Here is a 19,832-nt window from a genome sequence, read left to right on the forward strand (position 1 = left end):
CCATGACCGCAGACGACCGCACCACCAAGCCCTCCTCGCGCCCCGGCCACCTCCCGGTCCGGCTGCGCGGCCCCGCCGACATGGCGGAGATGCTCCCCTACCTGCTGGGTTTCTTCCCCGACGACAGCATCGTCGCGGTGGGCCTGCAGGGCCCCGCGCTCGATCAGGGCGGAGTGATCCGGATCGACATTCCGGCCGATCCGGAATCCTGGGAGCGCACCGCCGAAGAATCCGCCCGGCTGCTGGTCGAGCTGTCCGAACAGCGCGACCGCCGCCCCGTCCAAGTCCTGCTGTACCTGTGCCGGGATCCCGCCGACGGCACGCCAGTGTCCGAGGGGCGGCAGGCCGTGCTGGCGGAGCTCCGCCCACTGGCTGCCGCACTCACCAGGGCCTTCCAGGGCGAGCAGGTGATCGTCAAGGAGTCGCTGTGCGTCTCTGCGGGCCGCTGGTGGTCCTTCCTGTGCACCGGAGTCGACTGCTGTCCGCCGGACGGCACTCCGGTCCGTGCCGCCCACGAGCCCAGTCCGCTCGCCGCCGCGGCCACCTTCGCGGGCCTCGCCCCGAGGGGCAGCCGCAAGGCGATCGTGGCCGGCCTCGCCCCGGTGGGCCCGCCGCTCTGCGAGGTGCAGCGCCGCGCCCTGGAAGACGCCGGGCCGCCGTTCATCCGTGAGCTGGCCGGCCCCGGCGGCCGCCATACGGCGGTCGAGCGCACCGACGAGCTGCTGGCCAGCGCGATGGCCGAGTTCCGCAGCGGCGCCCGGGAGCTCGACACCAGACGGACGGCCCGCCTGCTGATCGGCCTGCAGGACAAACTCGGCCGCGATCGCGCTGCCGAGTACGCCGAACCGCACGAACTCGCCACCGCCCAGAAGCTGTGGCGCTACCTCATCCAGCGCTGCGTCGACCCGTTCGAACACCTCGCCGCCCCGCCGATGACACTGCTGGCCTGGACGTCCTGGCTGGCCGGAGACCCCGCCACGGCGAGGGTCGTACTGGCCAGGGCACTGGAACTGGACGCGGGCTACACCCTTGCCCAACTGCTCTACGAATCACTGAACTCCGGCCTCGCCGCGGAGGCACTGCTCCAGGTGGTCCGGAGTGAACGCAGCACCCGGCTGCGCGGGGCGGGGAGCCGCCGGCACCCAGAGCTCCTGCCGCCCGCCGGGCCGTCGGGAGCCGAACGGCCCGGCGGTCCCTCGCGGGCGTCCGCCGCCCCGCCCGGGCCCCCGCCCCGGTCCGGCGCCGAACCGACGAAAGCCGTCAGGGCAGGCCAGGGCGGATCCGGGCCGGACCGCGCGGGCGCCGAGCCCGGGCCGGGCCACGCCGAGCCGGGCGAGGACGGCAGCCCAGGCGGCGGCCGGTCGACAATCTCGCCCGACGCCGCGTCAGCCGAGGTCCGCCGGCCGGGCGGCGAGCACCGATCCTGCCCGCTGCGGGCCGCGTCGCCGCGAATCCCCAGGCCCCGCAGCAGGGCATTCCGACACCAGCAGTCCACCGGAGGCTGACATGCGTACGCTCATCCCCCGGCCGCGGGGCGAACGGCTAGACCTCGCCGCGCGCCATCCGCATCAGGCGGTCCAGCACCCGGCGGCCACTCACCCGCACCCCGTCGTGCTCCCACTCGTTGGTGATCCACGTCCGCACACCGGCCACCGCATCCGCGGTTTCCAGCGAATGCGCCGTGTCCACGTACATGTCGTCGTGGTACACCGCCGCGTACACCGGCACCTGGTTCGAAGCCAGGCGCTGCGGGTCGTACAGGTCGGGCCACTCGGTGCGCTCGGCCAGCAGCTGCGCCGTCTCGCGCAGCGGCCGCAGCGACGGGTCGGTCTCGAACATCCAGGGGTAGATCATCTCGCCGGTGAGCAGTACCGGCCCGTCCCCGGCCAGCGCTGCCGCGGCGTCGAACTCGGGAAACTCCTTGCGCACCCGCTCCGCCGACCAGCCGGTGGCCCCGGCGTCGACCGAGCGCTGCCCGTAGATCGACTCGTGCAGCACGGCGTACAGCGGCCCCTGGGCGAAGGACAGCTGCACCTGCGCCCCCGCCAGGAACGTGTCGGACAGCTCCGGCCCGTCCGCCCCCTCCACCCAGGCCTCCTCCAGCAGATAGTGCAGGGCGTAGGAGCCGGTGCCGCTGCCCAGCATCATGCCCAGCGCCTGGAAGGCCTCGACGGTGAGGACCCCACCGTCCGGCAGAGGCGCGGGCTGCTCGATCAGGTGCGCCGCGATTCGCCGTACCGCCGCCACGTCCTGGGGGAAGCGCGCGTAGTGCCCGGCGTTCTTGCGGGCGACCCGCGGGTATGCCGCGCGGTAGACCTCGCCCGCCGAGCGGCGAAGGCCGGCCAGCCCGCCGGTGACGAACGCCTCTCGCAGGCCCTCCGGGGCCAGCGAGAGGTAGGTGAGGGTGCAGAAGCCGCCGAAGCTCTGCCCCAGCAGGCTCCATCGACCGTCCTCGCCCAGCAGCTGGCGGCGGATCAGCTCGGCGTCCCGGACGATCGAGTCGGCACGGAAGTGCGCCAGGTAGTCGGCCTGCTGCCGGGCGTCGCCGCGCCGGGCCAGGGTCTGCCGGTTGGCGGGCGTGGAGCGGCCGGTGCCGCGCTGGTCCAGCAGCAGCACCCGGTGGTCGTCGAGCGCCCGGTCCAGCCAGCCGTCCCGGCCGAGCGGCCGATTGGCCTTTCCACCCGGGCCGCCCTGCAAGTAGAGCAGCCAAGGAAGTTCGTCGTGCTCGCGTCCGGCGGCCACCACCTCGCGGGCGTAGACCTTGATCGCTTCGCCGCCCGGAGCTCCGTGGTCCAGCGGCACCCGGAAGACATGATCCGTGGCGACGATCCCGGGGATGCGGCTGAGGGAGGACATGCAACTCCTAGATGTGAGCTGGTCACAGGCTGGTTGCGGCGCCGGTCACCGAGGTCACCAGGGGTTCCGTCGCCGTGCTCGCACCGTATCCTGACGGCGGACAGGAGCCGCCCGGGGGCGGCCGCCACGTGCGGAGAACCCCGAACGGCGCCACGACACAGCGGGCACCCCAGGTGCCGGCTGCAGACTGCCGAAGGACCGACGGCGCGTGGCCGCATTCGACCGGAGGTCCGCCGGACAGGCGTGACCTCGGGCAGGTGTACGGCGTTCAACCTGCGGAACGCCGCAACCAGAACCGGCACCGCCGGGCCAGTAGTGGCCAGGGCGACCGTGTCGGGCACCGGTCACGCGTCGCTCGACCCGGCGCGACCGGGCCACGCGCGACCCTGGCGTCCGGGCCGGGACACCACCCCGGTCGGGGCGGAGCACCGGCGATCCGGTCCCGCCCAGGTCAGAGCCGCGTGTTCCGGCGGCAGAGCAGCACAGTCCGCGATCGAGCACGCTCGCGGCCGGCCGGGCCCGCAGCCGTCGGCCGGTCGAGGGGAGGAGAGCCTGGTGACCGATTCAAGGCCACCCCACGCAGCGTCCCACCCGCTGCCGCCCACCAACCCGCCCGCACCGGGCGGCGCTTCGGCACCCATCGGAGCAGCGGCTCCCCCCATGCCCCCACACTTGGCCGGCCCACCGAGTCCGCGCCGGGCCACACCCCCGTACGGCACGCCCACCGGCGCCCCGGCACCCACCGGCCACGCCACCGGGACGCCCGGCGCGAGCCCGGCATCCGCCACCCCCGCGTACGGCACGCCGCTCGCGGGTGCCGCCGTCCAGCAGCACGGAGCCCCGCTCAGCACGCCGCCGTACGGCACTCCCACCACGCCCACGCCCTACGCACCGGGGGCCACGCCGCCGTACGGCACGCTCACCACGCCCACGCCGTACGCACCGGGGGCCACCCCGCCGTACGGCACGCCCATCACGCCCACGCCCTACGCACCGGGGGCCACCCCGCCCTACGGCACTCCCACCCCGCCGTACGGCACCCCGACCCGGCCGGGCCCGGGTGCGACGGCCCCGGGGCGTGGCGTGGCGGGCGCACGCTCGGAGCAGGTGGCCGGTGCGGCCGCTCCAGGGGCGGCCCGCCAGCCGGCTCCGGCGGCGGTGCCACGACCGCAGCCCTCGGCGGCGCACGACGTCCTGTGCGTCAATGCCCCGGGCATGGCAGCCTCCGGCCCGGACGGACAGCTTCGGGGCCAGAGCCTGCACGGCTTCTTCCGGCACGGCGTGCGCACGTTGGCCAGGATGGAGCTGCGCCTCGGTGGCGTGGAGCCGCTCCCGCTCCAGGGCACCCTGACGTCCGCGGCGGCGGCTCGGTTCCTCGGCTCGGTCCGGGTGCCGGGCGATCTCGACCCGGATCCGGCGCTGACGGTCGAACGGCTGCGGCACGCCGACGGCGCGGAGACCGTGACGGTCCGGAACACCGGTGCCCGACCGGCCCGCCTCCCACTGGAGATCGCCCTGGGTACCGACCTGGGCCAGCTCACCGACATCGCGGCGGGCCGGCGCTCGGCCGACCTGCCGGGCCAGGTCCAGTCCTCGGGCCTGCGCTGGGCCGGGCAGGGCCGCGCGGCCACCGTCAGCGCCCGCCCGTCGCCGCACGCGGTGCTGGCCGGCGCGGGTGTGCTCCGGTGGGATCTGGACATCCAGCCAGGGGCCCGATGGTCGGTGGACCTGCAGGTGGAGCTGGAGGCTCCATCGACCGGTCGTCCACCGACGGGGCGCGGCCCGGGTGTGCCGCTGCCGTGGTCCGAGCCGGAGGTCCGGGCCGACGACCGCCGTGCCACACGCCTGGTCGGCCGCGCCCTCGACACGCTGAGCGGGCTGCTGCTCGCCGACGCGGACCGTCCGACCGACCTCTACACCGCCTCGGGCGCCCCCTGGCGTTTCGGCCTCACCGCTGCCGACGCGCTCTGGGCGGCCCGGATGACGCTGCCGCTCGGCACCCGGCTCGCTGCCGGAACGCTCCGCGCGACGGCCCGCCGCCAGCACCTCGCGCCCCAGCCATCGGCAGGCGCCGCACGCCCGGCCGAAAGTGGCGCTGTCGACGGGGCGTCCAGCCCATCGGCAGTCGGTTCGTCGCCGGCCGTCGCCGCCGCGCCGGGCGGCGCACCGGCAGCGCAGCCTGCCGCTGTGCAGGGCGTGGGCAGCGTGTCCGCCCCGGCCACTGACAGTGGTGCGGCGGCGCAGGCGATGGACGGCGTGATCCCCGGGCCGCTGCGGCACGGAGGCCCGGAGCTGCCGGCGAGCTGCACGGCCACGGAGGCGACGCTGCTGTTCGTCACCGTGCTGGCAGAGGCCTGGCGTTGGGGCATGCCCCGGGCCGAGGTCGCCGAGTTGCTGCCCGCCGCGGAGCGCGCCCTCGGGGCGTTGCGGGCCGCAGTGGCGGAGGGGCCGGACGGGCCGGTCGGCTTCGTCACCGACCTCGGTCGCCCGGCGGAGGAGCGGGCCGCGCGGCCAGGTCCGGCCAGGTGCGAAGTCCAGGCGCAGGCGCACCGCGCGGCGCTCCAAGGGGCGGACCTTCTGGAGGCGTTCGACCGTCCCGGAGCGGCGGAGTGGCGGGCCTGGGCAGCAGAGTTGAGGGAACGGTTCCGCGAGCAGTTCTGGATCGACGACCTGTCAGGCGGTCGGCCGGCAGCCGCATTGCTGGCCCCGGACCGGCCGGTGCCGGCCCTCGCCTCAACTCTGGTCCACCTCTTCGACGTCGGGTTGGGCGCCGAGGGCGAGCTGCACGAGGGCCTGCTCGACCGGGAGCAGACCAGGTTGCTCGCCCAGCGGCTGGTGACGCCCGAACTCGACTGCGGGTGGGGCCTGCGGACGTTGAGCGCGAAGTCCCCACGGTTCAACCCGCTCGGCCACCGCAGCGGCGTGGTCCGGGTGCAGGAGACCGCGCTCGCGGTGAGCGGGCTGGTGGACGCCGGATTCGAGCGGGAGGCCGAGATTCTGCTGGAAGGCCTGTTGGAGGCGTCCGCGCACTTCGAGTACCGGCTGCCGGAGATGTACGCGGGCGAGCAGAAGGTCGCCGACTGCCCGCCGGTGCCGCACCCGGCGGCCTGCCGTCCGGCCGCCATGTCGGCGGCCGCGGCCGTCCACCTGGTGCTCTCACTGGCCGGAGTCCGGCCCGACGTCCCCTCAGGGCGGGTGGCCACCCACCCGGCGAGCACCGCGCCCCTGGGCGCATTGGAACTGACCGGCCTGCGGGTGGCCGGCGAGCCGTTCTCGGTTCGGGTCAGCAGGATCGGCGTCGCGGTGGTGGAAGAGGCGCCGTCGTTCCTGCAGTTGGCCGCCGGCTGACGGTCCGCGGGGCGGTCCAGGAGGCGGGAGAGAAGACGGGAAGGACGGGAGAAGGACAAGAGAAAGGCGCGGGAAAGGGGACGGGAAAAGGCCGTGGTCTGTGATTATCGTCAGAGAGACGACTAAGATCGGCGACATGTCGCGTTATGACCCGTCGGCCTTCCCCCCGTTCGCAGTCACGGTTGACCTGGTGGTGCTGACGGTGCGCGACCATGAGCTGTGCGCCCTGCTGGTGAAGCGTGGTGAGGCGCCGTTCCAGGGCTACTGGGCGCTGCCCGGCGGGTTCGTGCGGCCGGACGAGGGCTTGGCCGAGGCGGCGTCCCGGGAGCTGGCGGAGGAGACCGGGCTGAGGGCGCAGTCCGCACCGGGCCAAGTCCTGGCGGGGCAGAACCCGTTCGGGGCGCACCTGGAGCAACTGGCCACCTACGGACACCCGCAGCGCGACCCCCGGATGAGGGTGGTGAGCGTCGCGTACCTGGTGCTCGCCCCGGACCTGCCGTCGCCCCGTGCGGGCGGCGACGCCAGCAGCGCCCGGTGGGCACCGGTCAGTGAACTGTTCGGCGTCGACGGCAACGACGGTGAACTGCTGGCCTTCGACCACGGCCAGATCCTGGCGGACGGCGTGGAGCGGGCCAGGTCGAAGATCGAGTACTCCTCGCTGGCAACGGCCTTCTGCCCGCCGGAGTTCACCGTCGGCGAGCTGCGCCGGGTGTACGAGGCGGTCTGGGGCGTGGTGTTGGACCCGCGGAACTTCCACCGCAAGGTCACCGGCACCCCGGGCTTCCTGCTGCCCTCCGGCGGCACGACGACCCGTCAAGGCGGGCGCCCCGCACAGCTGTTCACCGCGGGCGGGGCGACCGTCCTCAATCCGCCGATGCTCCGCCCCGAGGCCTGACGCCCGACCCTGGCGAGATCGTGGCCGCCGTCGCAGAGGGGAGGGCTCGGCGAGACGAGGTGGGCCAGTTCCCTTGTGGTGGTGGGGTGGTGGCGATCCGTAAGTAAATCGTCAGTGGCGCGAGTGCGCTGTCCCCTGTTCGGGTGAGCTCGGCGCTAACACCGTCAACGATCCATCCGGAATGCCTGGTTTCACCGCTTCCGCGTCCTACTGTGCAGGCTCAGGCCTGGCGGACGAACCCCGGTCTGTCGGCGGGCGAGGGAGCGGGCGGCGATGATCCAAATCACCGGACTGACCAAGAAATACCGAAGGGGTCACCCCCCAGCGGTGCTGGACCTGACCTTCGACGCCCGTCCAGGGATGATCACCACGGTGCTGGGGGAGGAAGGGGCGGGCAAGTCCACCGCTTTCCGGCTGATGGTGGAGCTCGAACGCGGCCACGGCCTCACCCTGTTCGACGGCCGCACCTATCGGCGGATCCGGCGACCGGAGCGGGAGATCGGCACGCTGCTGCCGTCCGGCAGGCCGGAGGCCGGACATCCGGGGCAGCGGGCCCGGGCGCACCTGCGGATGCTGGCAGGGGCGGTCGGGGTTTCGGCACGTCGGGCCGACGACCTGTTGGAGCAGGTCCGCCTCGCCCCTGTCGCCGACCACCGGATCGGCACCTTCTCGCCCGGAATGCACCGCCGGCTCGCCCTGGCCGCCGCCCTGCTCGGCGACCCGGCGACGCTGCTGCTGGATGCCCCGGCCGAGGGCCTGTCTCCGCGCAGCGAGGAGTGGTTGCACGGCTTTCTGCGCTCCTTCGCGCTGACGGGCGGCACCGTGCTGATGTCCACCCGCAGCCCGGAGTCGGCCGCCGTGCTCGCCGACCGGGTGGTCACCCTGGACGCTGGCAGGCTGGCCGCCGACCAGCCCGTGGTGGAGTTCCGCCGCAGTCGGCTGCACCCCGAAGTCCTGGTCCGGGGCCCGCAGATGGCCCGTCTCGCGGACTTGCTGGTCGCCCAAGGTGCGCAGGTCCGGCGGGAGGGCGGTGTCGGTCTCGCGGTGAGCGGGGTCGGTCGCACCGAGATCGGCGAACTCGCCTACCGCAACGGTGTCCTGCTGCACGAGTTGGCCGACCGGGTGGTGCAGCGTTCGATCTCCTTCCCGGCCGCCCTGCCCAGCGGATCGGGCCACTCCGGCCAGGTCGCGATCCGGCCGGCCTGGCAGAGCCCGGTCCGGCAAAGTACCGGCGGGCAGGCCCAGATCGCCCCCGCCGCCCCGAGGCCCGCCACCGTCGGCCGCCCGGCCACCGGCCCGGACGCCGAGCGAACCATCGAGCACCGCGCCCTCGGCCATCGCGGCCTCCAGGCCGGCCGTTGGGCCGCCGCCGCCCTCGCGCCCGACCCGGCGGCCCCGACCGCCCCGGCAGCCCCGACCGCCCCCGAGACGACGCCCGCAGCCCCGACGCCCCCGGCCGAGCCGCCCGTTGTCGACCTCACCCGCCGGACGCCCCGCGGCGCCTCCGCGCTCCGCCGAGTACGCACCGAGCAGCCGGTCTCCGAACACCTGGAGCAGCCCGCCGGAAACGCTCCCGAGCCCGCAGCGACCCGGCCCGGCCCGACGCCCGCAGCGTCCACGCCGATCGTGCTCGAGGCCGACCAGTTGGCCGCCAACCCGACCGACGCCGAGTTGCTGACTCCCGCCCGGATCAGGGGAGTTGGCCACGGTTCCACTCCGGCGCAAGCCCAGGGGCCGGTGCCCGCGCAGGAGCAGGACCGGGCGCAGGTGCGTCTCCGGCCGGTCCACGCCACCGAGTTGCGGTCGGCCGGGCCGGCCAGGCCGGTCGGGTCGGCGGCGGCGGGTCGGGCGCAGGTGCCGGCGGGCGAGGGCGGGGCAAGTGCGGTGCGCAGGCGTGCCGTCGGTGACGAGAACGGGAGTGAGTAACGGTGCGGTTGCTGGCTTGTGAGGTGCGTCGGCTGCGCGGGGTGCGCTCCACGTGGGTGGTGGTCGCGGCGGCACTGCTGCTGAACGCGGCGCTGGCGGCGACGTTGGCCCAGCGGTTCCCGGCCGGGAAGTTGGCGGTGTCGGGGGCGGTGCGGGCGCTGGCCGGTGTGGTCCCGTGGCTGCCGCTCCCGCTGACCGCGCTGGCCGCTGCGGTGCTCGGCGCGCTGGCGTACAGCCACGAGATGCGCTGGCCGGGCCTGGCCGCGTCCCGGGTGAATCTGGGCCGCCGGCTCGGCGCGCTCCTCGCGAAGCTGCTGGTGGTCGGGGCGGCGGCGCTCCTGCTGGCGGTGCTGACGCTCGTGGTGAACGCCCTGGTGGTCCGGTTCGCGCTGCCCGGCGCGGTGGATGCCTCGGCGGTGTTCGCCCTGCCGCACCCCGCCGAACTGACGGCCTTCCCGGGCCTGGCGCCGGCCCCGGCGGCGGGCCCGTTCGCGGTGGGCGGGATCGGCCGTCCGCTCCCGGTGTTCCTGGCGCTGGCGGTGGCCGGTGGCTGGGCCGGCCTGTTGCTGGCGACGTTGGTGCGCAGTGCCGTCCTGGGAGTTCTGCTCACCTGCGCGACGCCTGCCCTGCTGGAGCCCACCGCCGGTCTGCTGCTGCACCGCTCCGGCCGGAATTGGCCGCTGTGGGTATGGGAGTTGCTGCCCTTCCAGTACGGCTTCAACCTGGTGCGCGAGGCGGCCGACCGGACGGCGGCGGCGCTGGACGTCGTGGTGATCGCCGCCCTGCTGGCGCCGGCCGGGCTGCTGGTGCTGGCGGTGCTGGTGGCCCAGTTCCGCCGCCGCGCATTGTAGCGACCCGGCCTGCCGTGAAGGCCCCGCCCGCTTTCGGATGCCCCGCGCACCGCGGGAATCCGCACGGAAACCCCGCCCCGGAACTGTCGGTGGCGGTGCATCGGGCAGCCGGTGCTGACGGTTCGGCAGGTGTGGCGGAGCCGGTGGCGGCGGGGTGAAGCACTGTTCGGAACGGCAGCTGAATTCGAGCCAGGATGACCGATATGCGCATTTCTGGCTGATAAGAAGTCAATTATCCAGACACGGCCGATCACCCTTTCGTGTGCTTTTCAGGAGAATGCTCAAGACGGCCCCGCCGATCGCCGACAAAGGATGGCGTGAGTACCCTTGCGCACCCCACCGTGACCGCCGCTCGCCAGGCCGAGTCGATCTCCGCCTCCGAGCTGGACCGTTTTCCGTACGCCGACCGCCCGATGCCACCCGCTCCCCGCTGGGAGGGGGCGGAGAACGAACTCGCCCGGGCCGGTCGGAAGACCACCAGCAGCCGCGGCCGCGGCCTGCACGGCCAGCTGGTTCAGCAGCTCGGCCAGATGATCGTCTCCGGAGACCTGGGCGCCGACCGCCCGCTGGTGCCGGAGGAGATCGGCCAGCGCTTCGAGGTCTCCCGCACCGTGGTGCGCGAGTCGCTCCGGGTGCTGGAGGCCAAGGGCCTGGTCTCGGCCCGGCCGAACGTCGGGACCCGGGTCCGCCCGGTCAGCGACTGGAACCTGCTGGACCCGGACATCATCGAATGGCGCGCCTTCGGGCCGCAGCGCGACGAGCAGCGCCGTGAGCTGTTCGAGCTGCGCTGGGCGATCGAGCCGCTGGCCGCCCGTCTCGCCGCCGGCCACGGCCGGGAGGACGTTCAGCAGCGGCTGGCCGAGCTGACCGAGATCATGAGCCAGGCGGGCAGCCAGGGCGATCTGGTCAGCTACTCCCGCGCCGACGCCGAGCTGCACGGTCTGGTGCTGCAGATGGCCGGGAACCGGATGCTGGAGCACCTGTCCGGGATCGTGGCCGGCGCGCTCCAGGTGTCCGGCGGTTCCGGCAGCACCTGCGAGCGCACGTCCGAGTCGGCGGTCGGCCTGCACACCCGCCTGGTCGACGCGCTCGGCGCCGGGGACGGCACCGCCGCCGAGGCCGCCGTCCGCGCGCTGCTCACCGTCCACCCGGACGTCGAGCACGCCGTCCCGGCCCCGCGGGAGCACTGAGCGGTCCAGCCCCGCCCGTTCCGAACGGATGGCCCTTCTGCTGCTCCACCCGCAGCCGGGGGGCCATCGGCGTGTCGCGTGCCACACAGTTGCGCGGGCCACACCGCGAGGCGGCCCGCGAAGACATCGCCCACGAGGGCCCCGGCACCTTGTCCGCAAAGGCCCGCGGTCCGTCCGGGAGGGGGCCACCGGGCCCTCGGCCGCCGGCCGCGAGGGCCCCGGCGCCCCGCTCGCCGATAGGCCGCCCGGGGCAGCCCGTACCGGCCGCCGGGTGGTGTGACGGGCGCCACGACGGGCATGCGTAACACTTGAGTGGCGGCAGCGATGTGTACGGAGCGGAAGCAGCTCCGGAATACCACCACAGACCAGATGGCTGTGTTGGTGCGCGGCGCTGCTGCCGTCCTGCAGACCCCGATCACCGTCCACCCACCCGAGCTGCTCGGGCGGTCGGTGCGGGATCGTCCACTCATCGTCCGAGAGGTTGTTCGTGTCGGCCAGCACATCCCGTTCGCTTCCCCCCGAGATCGCCGAGTCCGCGGCACTGCTGGCGCTCATCGAGCGGGGCAAGGCCCAGGGGCAGATCGCCGGTGACGACGTGCGCCACGCGTTCGAGGCGGACCAGATCCCGGTCACCAAGTGGAAGAACGTCATGCGCAGCCTCAATCAGGTGCTGATTGAGGAGGGGGTGGAGCTCATGGTCAGCGCGGCCGAGCCGGCCGGCGCCAAGCGCAAGAGCGTTGCGGCCAAGAGCACCACCAAGCGCACCGCGACCAAGGCGGTCACCACCCGCACGCCGGTCGCCCAGACCAAGCCCCCGGTCCGGATCGCCCCCGGCGCGCCCGTCTCGGCCCCGTCGGTGGCCGTGGCCGCCGCAGTGACGACCGGTGAGGTCACCGTCGTCGAGACCATCGGTCTCGCCGAGGCCCGCCCGGTCGCCAAGAAGGCCGCGCCGGCGAAGAAGGCGGCGGCCAAGAAGACCGCCGCTCCCGCGAAGAAGACCGCCGCCAAGAAGACCGCGGCCGGCAAGGCCGGCGCCAAGGGCGACGAGGACATGATCGGCGAGGAAGAGCTCCTCGAAGACGTGGCCCTGCCCGGCGACAGCAAGGAAGAGAGCGGCCCCGAGGAGGAGTCGGACCAGGGCTTCGTGCTCTCCGACGACGACGAGGACGACGCCCCGGCGCAGCAGGTCGCGGTGGCCGGTGCCACCGCCGACCCGGTCAAGGACTACCTGAAGCAGATCGGCAAGGTCCCGCTGCTCAACGCCGAGCAGGAGGTCGAGCTCGCCAAGCGGATCGAGGCCGGCCTGTTCGCCGAGGACAAGCTGAGCCAGGCCGACAAGCTCGCCCCGAAGCTCAAGCGCGAGCTGGAGATCATCGCCGAGGACGGCCGCCGCGCCAAGAACCACCTGCTGGAGGCCAACCTCCGCCTGGTGGTCTCGCTGGCCAAGCGCTACACCGGCCGCGGCATGCTGTTCCTGGACCTGATCCAGGAGGGCAACCTCGGTCTGATCCGTGCGGTCGAGAAGTTCGACTACACCAAGGGCTACAAGTTCTCCACCTACGCGACCTGGTGGATCCGGCAGGCGATCACCCGCGCCATGGCCGACCAGGCCCGCACCATCCGTATCCCGGTGCACATGGTCGAGGTCATCAACAAGCTCGCCCGCGTGCAGCGCCAGATGCTCCAGGACCTGGGCCGCGAGCCCACCCCGGAGGAGCTGGCCAAGGAACTCGACATGACCCCCGAGAAGGTCATCGAGGTTCAGAAGTACGGCCGCGAGCCGATCTCGCTGCACACCCCGCTCGGCGAGGATGGCGACAGCGAGTTCGGTGACCTGATCGAGGACTCCGAGGCGGTCGTCCCGGCCGACGCGGTCTCCTTCACCCTGCTCCAGGAGCAGTTGCACTCGGTGCTGGACACCCTGTCCGAGCGCGAGGCGGGCGTGGTCTCGATGCGCTTCGGCCTGACCGACGGTCAGCCGAAGACGCTGGACGAGATCGGCAAGGTCTACGGCGTGACGCGTGAGCGCATCCGTCAGATCGAGTCGAAGACCATGTCGAAGCTGCGCCACCCGTCGCGTTCGCAGGTGCTGCGCGACTACCTGGACTGACAGTTCGTCATCTGGACGGGCCCCTTCGCCGCCGGCGGAGGGGCCCGTTCGTATGTCCGGGGGTCGCCCGATGGGGTGGCCGGTGCGTTCAGATTGGGCACGGTGGGTGACGGGGTGACTACGCTGGGCAGGTTGTCGCACTCCGACCAGTGCACTTCCCACGTCTGCACGCCGAACCCCCTGGAGAACCGGTGCCCATCCTGGACCCGTCCGCGCCTCGGCTCCGCCGCCGGGCGGTCGCGCTCGTCGCCCTGGCGGCCCTGCCTGCCCCGCTGATCGCGCTGGGTGCGGCCGCCCCGGCCGCCGCGCAGCGGCGGATCGTCGGGGGGACGAGTGCCAGCACCGGCGATCATCCGTGGATGGTGGCGCTGTCCAGCCGTGCGCAGTTCGGCTCGTCCCGCTCCGGGCAGTTCTGCGGCGGGGCGCTGGTCACCCCGACCAAAGTGGTGACGGCCGCGCACTGCTTCTACGACGAGACCACCGGCCGGCCGGTCCAGCGGCCGGGGCTGCGGGCGATCGTCGGGCGGGACGACCTGCGGGGCAGCGCGGGGCGGGAGGTGGCGGTCAGCGGGGTGTGGATCGAGCCGAACTACAGCTTCGCCGCGAATTCGCGGGACGTGGCGGTGGTCACCCTGGCCGAGCCGCAGGAGGACCGGCAGGTGCTGGAGATGGTGGGCGCGGGCGAGAGCCGGCCGTACGCGGTGGGCACCCCGGCGACGGTGTTCGGCTGGGGCGACACCCGGGGCAACGGCAGCTACTCGAACACGCTGCGGCAGGTGACGGTGCCGGTGCTCTCGGACGCCGCCTGCGGGCGCGCCTACCCGGGCGGACCGGACAGCGCGTACGACGCGAGCAGCATGGTGTGCGCGGGGGAGGACCGGGGCGGCAAGGACGCCTGCCAGGGCGACAGCGGCGGCCCGCTGCTGGTGGGCGGGCGGCTGGCCGGCCTGGTGTCCTGGGGGGCCGGCTGCGCGCAGGCCGGGCGCCCGGGGGTGTACACCAGGATCTCGGCGGTCGCGGAGTCCGTGCAGAACGTGCTGTGACGTGCCCGACGCGAGCTGCCGCGACGGCCGGGCAGAACGCCACGGCCGGGCGGCCCGCCCCGAAGGGTGGGCCGCCCGGCCGTTCAGGCAGCTCAGGAGACGAGCGGGAGCGTCAGCGCTCGCCCTCGCCGGCCGTTGCCGAGGTGCCGGAGAGGCGCTCGCTCTCGTCGTGTATCTCCACGGCGATCTTCTTGAGCTCGGGCTCGAACTTACGCCCGTGGTGGGCGCAGAACAGCAGCTCTCCACCGCTGGAAAGGACGACGCGCAGGTAGGCCTGAGCGCCGCAACGGTCGCAGCGGTCTGCCGCGGTGAGCGGGCTCGCAGGGGTCAGAACAGTAGTCACGTCGCCTCTTCTCTAGCTCGACGAGCTGTGTACCAGGATCAACATCCAACCAGGTCGAATTCGTTCCCGCTCGTGGCTTTTCTCTTTGAGGATTCTGCTGTCTCGTTGATGAGGGCGTGCCCCGGGCACCGGTGGTTCATGCGTACCGATTCCGATGGTCTGCCAATCACCTCGAACACCCGATCGGGCCGGGGAGCGAGGTCCGCGTAGCATAATCCTCCGCTGGGTTGGAGCATAAGCCCCGTCCCGGACCCCGTTTGACCGCATCGCAGCAGCTCCGCCGCCCTGCCCGGCCGCCCCGGTCCGCCAGGACCCGTGGTGTCGGCAGGACATGGCAGGGTGGGGGCCGCGTTCGTGGTGGGAGTCGTGTTCGCGCAGCGCGTACAAGGCGCGCGGGCCTCGGCGGCCGAAGTCTCAGTTGCTGAGAGCATGCGGGGTGTCCGTCAACATCGTGGAGGAGTGCAGAGCGTGAGTGGAGAAAAGACCGTCCCGTCCTCACTGGTGACCGGCGAGGGCGGGTCCGACTACACCGCGCGGCATCTGCTCGTCCTCGAAGGGCTGGAGGCGGTCCGCAAGCGGCCGGGCATGTACATCGGGTCGACCGACAGTCGCGGTCTGATGCACTGCCTGTGGGAGATCATCGACAACTCGGTGGACGAGGCCCTCGGCGGGTTCTGCGACCGGATCGACGTGCTGCTGCACCAGGACGGCTCGGTCGAGGTGCGGGACAACGGCCGCGGCATCCCGGTGGACGTGGAGCCCAAGACCGGGCTGTCCGGCGTCGAGGTGGTGATGACCAAGCTGCACGCGGGCGGCAAGTTCGGCGGCGGCTCGTACGCGGCCTCCGGCGGTCTGCACGGCGTCGGCGCCTCGGTGGTGAACGCGCTGTCCGCCCGGCTGGACGTGGAGGTCGACCGCTCCGGCACCACCCACTCGATCAGCTTCCGGCGCGGTACCCCCGGCACGTTCGGCGAGGACGGCCCGGACGCGAAGTTCACGGCCGGCAGCGGAATGACCAAGAAGGGCAAGTTCGCCAAGACCCGGACCGGCACCCGGATCCGGTACTGGGCGGACCGGCAGATCTTCCTCAAGGACGCCAAGCTCTCGCTGGAGTCGCTGCACGCCCGCGCCCGGCAGACCGCGTTCCTGGTGCCCGGCCTGACCATCGTGGTCCGTGACGAGCGGCTGACGGAGAGCGAGCAGGTCCAGGAGGACACCTTCCGCTTCGACGGCGGCATCAGCGAGTTCTGCGAGTTCCTCGCGCCCGACCGCCCGGTCTCCGACGTGCTGCGGCTGCGCGGCGAGGGCACCTTCAAGGAGACCGTCCCGGTGCTCGACGAGCTCGGGCACATGACCCCCACCGAGGTCACCCGCGAGCTCGGGGTGGACATCGCGCTGCGCTGGGGCGCCGGTTACGACAGCACGGTGCGCTCCTTCGTCAACATCATCTCCACCCCCAAGGGCGGCACCCACGTCAACGGCTTCGAGCGGCAGCTCGCCAAGACCGTCAACGAGGTGCTGCGCGCCAGCAAACTGCTGCGGGTCGCCGAGGACGACATCAGCAAGGACGACGCGCTGGAGGGCCTGACCGCGGTGGTCACCGTCCGGCTGGCCGAGCCGCAGTTCGAGGGGCAGACCAAGGAGGTGCTGGGCACCTCGGCGGCCAACCGGATCGTGGCCGCGGTGGTGGCCAAGGAGCTGAAGAGCTTCCTCACCTCCGCCAAGAAGGACGAGAAGCTCCAGGCCAGGGCCGTGCTGGAGAAGGTCGTCGCCGCTGCCCGCACCCGGGTCGCCGCCCGGCAGCACAAGGAGGCCCAGCGCCGGAAGACCGCGCTGGAGACCTCCTCGCTGCCCGCCAAGCTGGCCGACTGCCGCAGCGACGACGTGGACCGCAGCGAACTGTTCATCGTCGAGGGCGACTCGGCGCTGGGCACCGCCAAGCTGGCCCGCAACTCCGAGTTCCAGGCGCTGCTGCCGATCCGCGGCAAGATCCTGAACGTCCAGAAGGCCTCGGTGAGCGACATGCTCAAGAACGCCGAGTGCGCGTCGATCATCCAGGTCATAGGAGCAGGCTCCGGCCGCACCTTCGACATCGACCAGGCCCGGTACGGCAAGGTCATCTTCATGGCCGACGCCGACGTCGACGGCTCCCACATCCGCACCCTCCTGCTGACGCTGTTCCACCGCTACATGCGGCCGATGGTCGAGCAGGGCCGGGTGTTCGCCGCGGTGCCGCCGCTGCACCGGATCGAACTGACCAACCCCAAGCGCGGCCAGGAGAAGTACCACTACACCTACTCGGACGCCGAACTGCGCCGCACCCTGCTGGAGTTCCAGGGCAAGGGGCTGCGCTGGAAGGACCCGATCCAGCGCTACAAGGGCCTCGGCGAGATGGACGCCGACCAGCTGGCGGAGACCACCGTGGACCCGCGGCACCGGATCCTGCGCCGGATCAATCTGGGCGACCTGGAGTCCGCGGAGAAGACCTTCGACCTGCTGATGGGCAACGACGTCGCGCCGCGGCGGGAGTTCATCGTGGATTCGGCGGCCACCCTGGACCGCTCCCGGATCGACGCCTGAGCAAGCCGCTCGGAAGGGCTCTCCACCCACGGGTGGAGAGCCCTTTCAGCTGCGGGATCAACCCGCGCTCCGAGGATTCCGCGGCCCGTGCTCCGTAGCGTTCGTGGTGTCGAGAACACCCCGCCCAGGAGGCAACCGAAATGACCGCCCTGTCCGATGTCCTGATCGCCGTCGCCGTGATCGCCCTCGTGGTCGGCCGGCAGCTGCGGGCCCGCCGGCTGGACACCGAACGCCGCTTCTGGCTGCTGCCGCTGGTGCTGGCCGCCGTCGCGCTGCGCGACCCGGTGCTGATCGACCCGCAGCACAAGACCGCCGCCGCCGTCATCGTGGGCTGCTCGCTGATCACCACCGTCGGCATGGGCTGCGCCTGGGGCTGGACGGTGCGGATCTGGCGCGAGTCGGACGGTGCGCTGTGGACCAAGGGCACCGCCTCCACCGCGTTCGCCTGGGTCGGCGCGATCCTGATCCGCGCCGGCTGGTACGGGGTGGCCGTCGCGCTGCACATCCACCAGTCCAACAGCGTGCTGCTGCTGTCGCTCGGCCTGCTGCTGCTGACCCGCTCGGTGGCCATCCAGTGGCGGGCCAAGCACCTGGACGGCGGCAAGCAGCACACGCTGGCCGCCTGACGGCCCGTCGGACCACCAGAGCCGCCGGCCCCGCAACGGGGGTCGGCGGCACCGCCGTTGAGAGAGGAACAGCCGGTGAGCACGCTGGAACGCTGGACCCGGTGGCCGGCCGGGGACGTCCCGATCAGGGAACGCAGCTCCCGGGCCCGGCTCGTGCTGTCGTTCTTCGGCCGGGGCACGATGCTGGCCGCCGTGCTGTTCGGGACCTTCGCCGAACAGCGGTACTCCGGCTGGCGGTTGCTGCCCCCGATCTTCTGGATCGCGGGATCGGCCGCCCTGTTCACCGGCTGGTTCTTCAACTGCCGGGCCCAGCGGCTGTGGCCCGCGCTGGGCTGCGCCGCCGGGCTGCTGGTGTTCTCCGCGCTGGCCCACGAAGGCGGCGCCGACACCCTGGCCTCGGTGATCTGGTGCGGGCTCGCGGTGCTCGCCGTGATCCGGCTGCCGCTGGGCGCCGGGCTGCTCACCGCCGGTGCCGCGCTGGGCAGTTACGGTCTCAGCTCGGGCGACTCGATGCTGATGATGCTGGCCGTCGCGGGCGGCCTCGGACTGCTCGGCTACCTGCTGCGCCTGGACAGCCAGGCCCGCGCCGCGCAGCGCGCCCTGCTCGCCCAGGAGCGGGCCGCGCAGGTCGCGCAGGCGGAGTCCGCGGCGCTCGCCGAACGGACCAGGATCGCCCGGGAGATCCACGACGTGCTCGCGCACAGCCTGTCCGCGCAGCTGGTGCACCTGGAGGCGGCCCGGCTGATGCTGGACGCCGGCGCCGAACGGGCGGAGATCCGCGAACGGGTGGTCGCCGCCCGGCGGATGGCGCAGGACGGGCTGGCCGAGACCCGGCAGGCGCTGTCCGCGCTGCGCGGCGACTTCGCCCCCGTCACCGAGTTCGTGGCCGGGCTGGCCGCGCAGTCCGGGGCCGAACTGGCCGTCGACGGGGTGCCCCGTCCGCTGCCCGCCGAGGCCGGACTGGCCGTCCGCCGGGTCGCCCAGGAGGCGCTGACCAACGCCCGCAAGCACGCGCCCGGCGGCCGGGTGGACGTCCGGCTCGGCTACCTGGACGGCGCGGTGGAGCTGCGGGTGCACAACTCCCGGGCGCCCCGCGGCGGACACCCGGTGCTGGGGGACAGCGGGAGCGGGTACGGTCTGCTCGGGATGCGCGAACGCGCGGAACTGCTCGGCGGCGAACTGCTGGCGGGCCCCGAGGAGGGAGGGTGGCGCGTGCTGCTGCGGGTGCCGACGTGACGGGTGCGGAGATGACGGGCGGACCGATCCGGGTGGTGGTCGCCGACGACCAGACCGTGGTCCGCGAGGGCATCGTGATGCTGCTCGGCCTGCTGCCGGGCATCACGGTGGTCGGCTCGGCGGCGGACGGCGAGGAGGCGGTGCGGCTGGTCGCCGAACACGCCCCCGACGTGGTGCTGATGGACCTGCGGATGCCGCGCTGCGACGGTGTGGAGGCCACCCGGCGGATCCGCGCCGAGCACCCGGGCACCGAGGTGGTGGTGCTCACCACGTACGCCGACGACGATTCGCTGTTCTCCGCGCTGCAGGCCGGGGCGCGCGGCTTCCTGACCAAGGACGCCGGCGCGGAGGAGATCGCCCGCGCGGTCGCGGACGTCCGTTCGGGCGCGGCCGGGCTCTCCCCACAGGTCCAACTGCGGCTGCTGGAGCGGCTTTCGGGCGCGCCGAGCACCAGTCCGCCGCCGAGCGGGGCCCCGGAGCCGGTGCGGCCGTCGAAGCCCGAGGCCGGGAAGACCGCCCGGGCGGTGCTGCCGGACGGGCTGACCCAGCGGGAGGCCGAGGTGCTGGCGCTGATCGCGTCCGGACTGTCCAACGCGGAGATCGCCGAGAGGTTGTTCGTCAGCCCCGCAACGGTGAAAACCCATATCAACAACCTTTTCGCGAAGACGGCGGTCCGGGACCGGGCGCAGGCCGTCGCGTACGCCTTCAAGCATGGAATTTCCGAAGGTTGGTGAACGTACCGACCTTTCGCTGCTTCGGTTGAAGGTTTCTTCACGGGTTTCGTTGTGTGGTTTGTGACACTCCATCATGGTTCGGTCGTAACGACCG

General features: G+C 73.0%; 14 protein-coding genes. 12 read left to right on the forward strand and 2 right to left on the reverse strand.

The features are described from left to right. The first annotated feature begins 2 nt into the window (after positions 1-2). Complete coding sequence (locus tag ACFYST_RS29185) at positions 3-1,505, forward strand: DUF4192 domain-containing protein (protein ID WP_387866667.1); 1,503 nt, start codon at positions 3-5, stop codon at positions 1,503-1,505. A gap of 37 nt (positions 1,506-1,542) precedes the next feature. Here ACFYST_RS29185 and ACFYST_RS29190 read toward each other — a convergent pair whose 3' ends face one another. Beyond that, the gene (locus ACFYST_RS29190; protein ID WP_387866670.1) at positions 1,543-2,856 is read right to left on the reverse strand and encodes an alpha/beta fold hydrolase; all 1,314 of its coding nucleotides are present in this window, start codon (positions 2,854-2,856) and stop codon (positions 1,543-1,545) included. 660 nt (positions 2,857-3,516) lie between these two features. Between ACFYST_RS29190 and ACFYST_RS29195 the strand changes: the two genes are divergently transcribed. From ACFYST_RS29195 to ACFYST_RS29225, 7 genes are all read left to right on the forward strand, one after another. Then, on the forward strand, positions 3,517-6,204 hold the full coding sequence (locus tag ACFYST_RS29195) for a glycogen debranching N-terminal domain-containing protein (RefSeq protein ID WP_387866671.1): 2,688 nt from the start codon (positions 3,517-3,519) through the stop codon (positions 6,202-6,204). 136 nt (positions 6,205-6,340) lie between these two features. Continuing rightward, positions 6,341-7,099 carry an NUDIX domain-containing protein gene (locus tag ACFYST_RS29200; protein ID WP_380486908.1) on the forward strand — a complete coding sequence of 253 codons (759 nt, stop codon included), beginning with the start codon at positions 6,341-6,343 and terminating at the stop codon, positions 7,097-7,099. A 327-nt stretch (positions 7,100-7,426) separates the two neighbouring features. Further along, the gene (locus ACFYST_RS29205; protein ID WP_387866673.1) at positions 7,427-9,025 is read left to right on the forward strand and encodes an ATP-binding cassette domain-containing protein; all 1,599 of its coding nucleotides are present in this window, start codon (positions 7,427-7,429) and stop codon (positions 9,023-9,025) included. 41 nt (positions 9,026-9,066) lie between these two features. Then, the gene (locus ACFYST_RS29210; protein ID WP_387648837.1) at positions 9,067-9,876 is read left to right on the forward strand and encodes a hypothetical protein; all 810 of its coding nucleotides are present in this window, start codon (positions 9,067-9,069) and stop codon (positions 9,874-9,876) included. A gap of 317 nt (positions 9,877-10,193) precedes the next feature. After that, complete coding sequence (locus ACFYST_RS29215) at positions 10,194-11,066, forward strand: FadR/GntR family transcriptional regulator (RefSeq protein ID WP_387866675.1); 873 nt, start codon at positions 10,194-10,196, stop codon at positions 11,064-11,066. A 487-nt stretch (positions 11,067-11,553) separates the two neighbouring features. Beyond that, positions 11,554-13,176: an RNA polymerase sigma factor gene (locus ACFYST_RS29220; RefSeq protein ID WP_387866677.1), complete on the forward strand. Its 1,623-nt coding sequence runs from the start codon at positions 11,554-11,556 to the stop codon at positions 13,174-13,176. A 191-nt stretch (positions 13,177-13,367) separates the two neighbouring features. After that, on the forward strand, positions 13,368-14,219 hold the full coding sequence (locus ACFYST_RS29225; RefSeq protein WP_387866678.1) for a S1 family peptidase: 852 nt from the start codon (positions 13,368-13,370) through the stop codon (positions 14,217-14,219). Between the two features lie 112 nt (positions 14,220-14,331). Here ACFYST_RS29225 and ACFYST_RS29230 read toward each other — a convergent pair whose 3' ends face one another. Next, positions 14,332-14,562, reverse strand: coding sequence for a hypothetical protein (locus tag ACFYST_RS29230; protein ID WP_387648848.1), 231 nt, complete (start codon positions 14,560-14,562; stop codon positions 14,332-14,334). A 429-nt stretch (positions 14,563-14,991) separates the two neighbouring features. Between ACFYST_RS29230 and ACFYST_RS29235 the strand changes: the two genes are divergently transcribed. From ACFYST_RS29235 to ACFYST_RS29250, 4 genes are all read left to right on the forward strand, one after another. Further along, positions 14,992-17,142 carry a type IIA DNA topoisomerase subunit B gene (locus ACFYST_RS29235; protein WP_387866681.1) on the forward strand — a complete coding sequence of 717 codons (2,151 nt, stop codon included), beginning with the start codon at positions 14,992-14,994 and terminating at the stop codon, positions 17,140-17,142. Between the two features lie 140 nt (positions 17,143-17,282). Then, positions 17,283-17,768, forward strand: a complete 486-nt coding sequence (locus tag ACFYST_RS29240; RefSeq protein ID WP_387648854.1) for a DUF1453 domain-containing protein — start codon at positions 17,283-17,285, stop codon at positions 17,766-17,768. A 75-nt stretch (positions 17,769-17,843) separates the two neighbouring features. After that, positions 17,844-19,004 carry a sensor histidine kinase gene (locus ACFYST_RS29245; protein WP_387866682.1) on the forward strand — a complete coding sequence of 387 codons (1,161 nt, stop codon included), beginning with the start codon at positions 17,844-17,846 and terminating at the stop codon, positions 19,002-19,004. 11 nt (positions 19,005-19,015) lie between these two features. Then, entirely contained in the window at positions 19,016-19,738 is a 723-nt protein-coding gene (locus ACFYST_RS29250; protein WP_387866724.1) for a response regulator, read from the forward strand. Positions 19,739-19,832 lie beyond the last annotated feature (94 nt).

Source organism: Kitasatospora sp. NPDC004614 (assembly GCF_042873675.1).
Taxonomy (GTDB): Bacteria; Actinomycetota; Actinomycetes; order Streptomycetales; family Streptomycetaceae; genus Kitasatospora.

Coding starts and splice junctions, on each gene's coding strand:
- ACFYST_RS29185 (WP_387866667.1), top strand. CDS start 3: ATGACCGCAGACGACCGCACCACCAAGCCCTCCTCGCGCCCCGGCCAC.
- ACFYST_RS29190 (WP_387866670.1), bottom strand. CDS start 2,856: ATGTCCTCCCTCAGCCGCATCCCCGGGATCGTCGCCACGGATCATGTC.
- ACFYST_RS29195 (WP_387866671.1), top strand. CDS start 3,517: ATGCCCCCACACTTGGCCGGCCCACCGAGTCCGCGCCGGGCCACACCC.
- ACFYST_RS29200 (WP_380486908.1), top strand. CDS start 6,341: ATGTCGCGTTATGACCCGTCGGCCTTCCCCCCGTTCGCAGTCACGGTT.
- ACFYST_RS29235 (WP_387866681.1), top strand. CDS start 14,992: ATGCGGGGTGTCCGTCAACATCGTGGAGGAGTGCAGAGCGTGAGTGGA.
- ACFYST_RS29240 (WP_387648854.1), top strand. CDS start 17,283: ATGACCGCCCTGTCCGATGTCCTGATCGCCGTCGCCGTGATCGCCCTC.
- ACFYST_RS29250 (WP_387866724.1), top strand. CDS start 19,016: ATGACGGGCGGACCGATCCGGGTGGTGGTCGCCGACGACCAGACCGTG.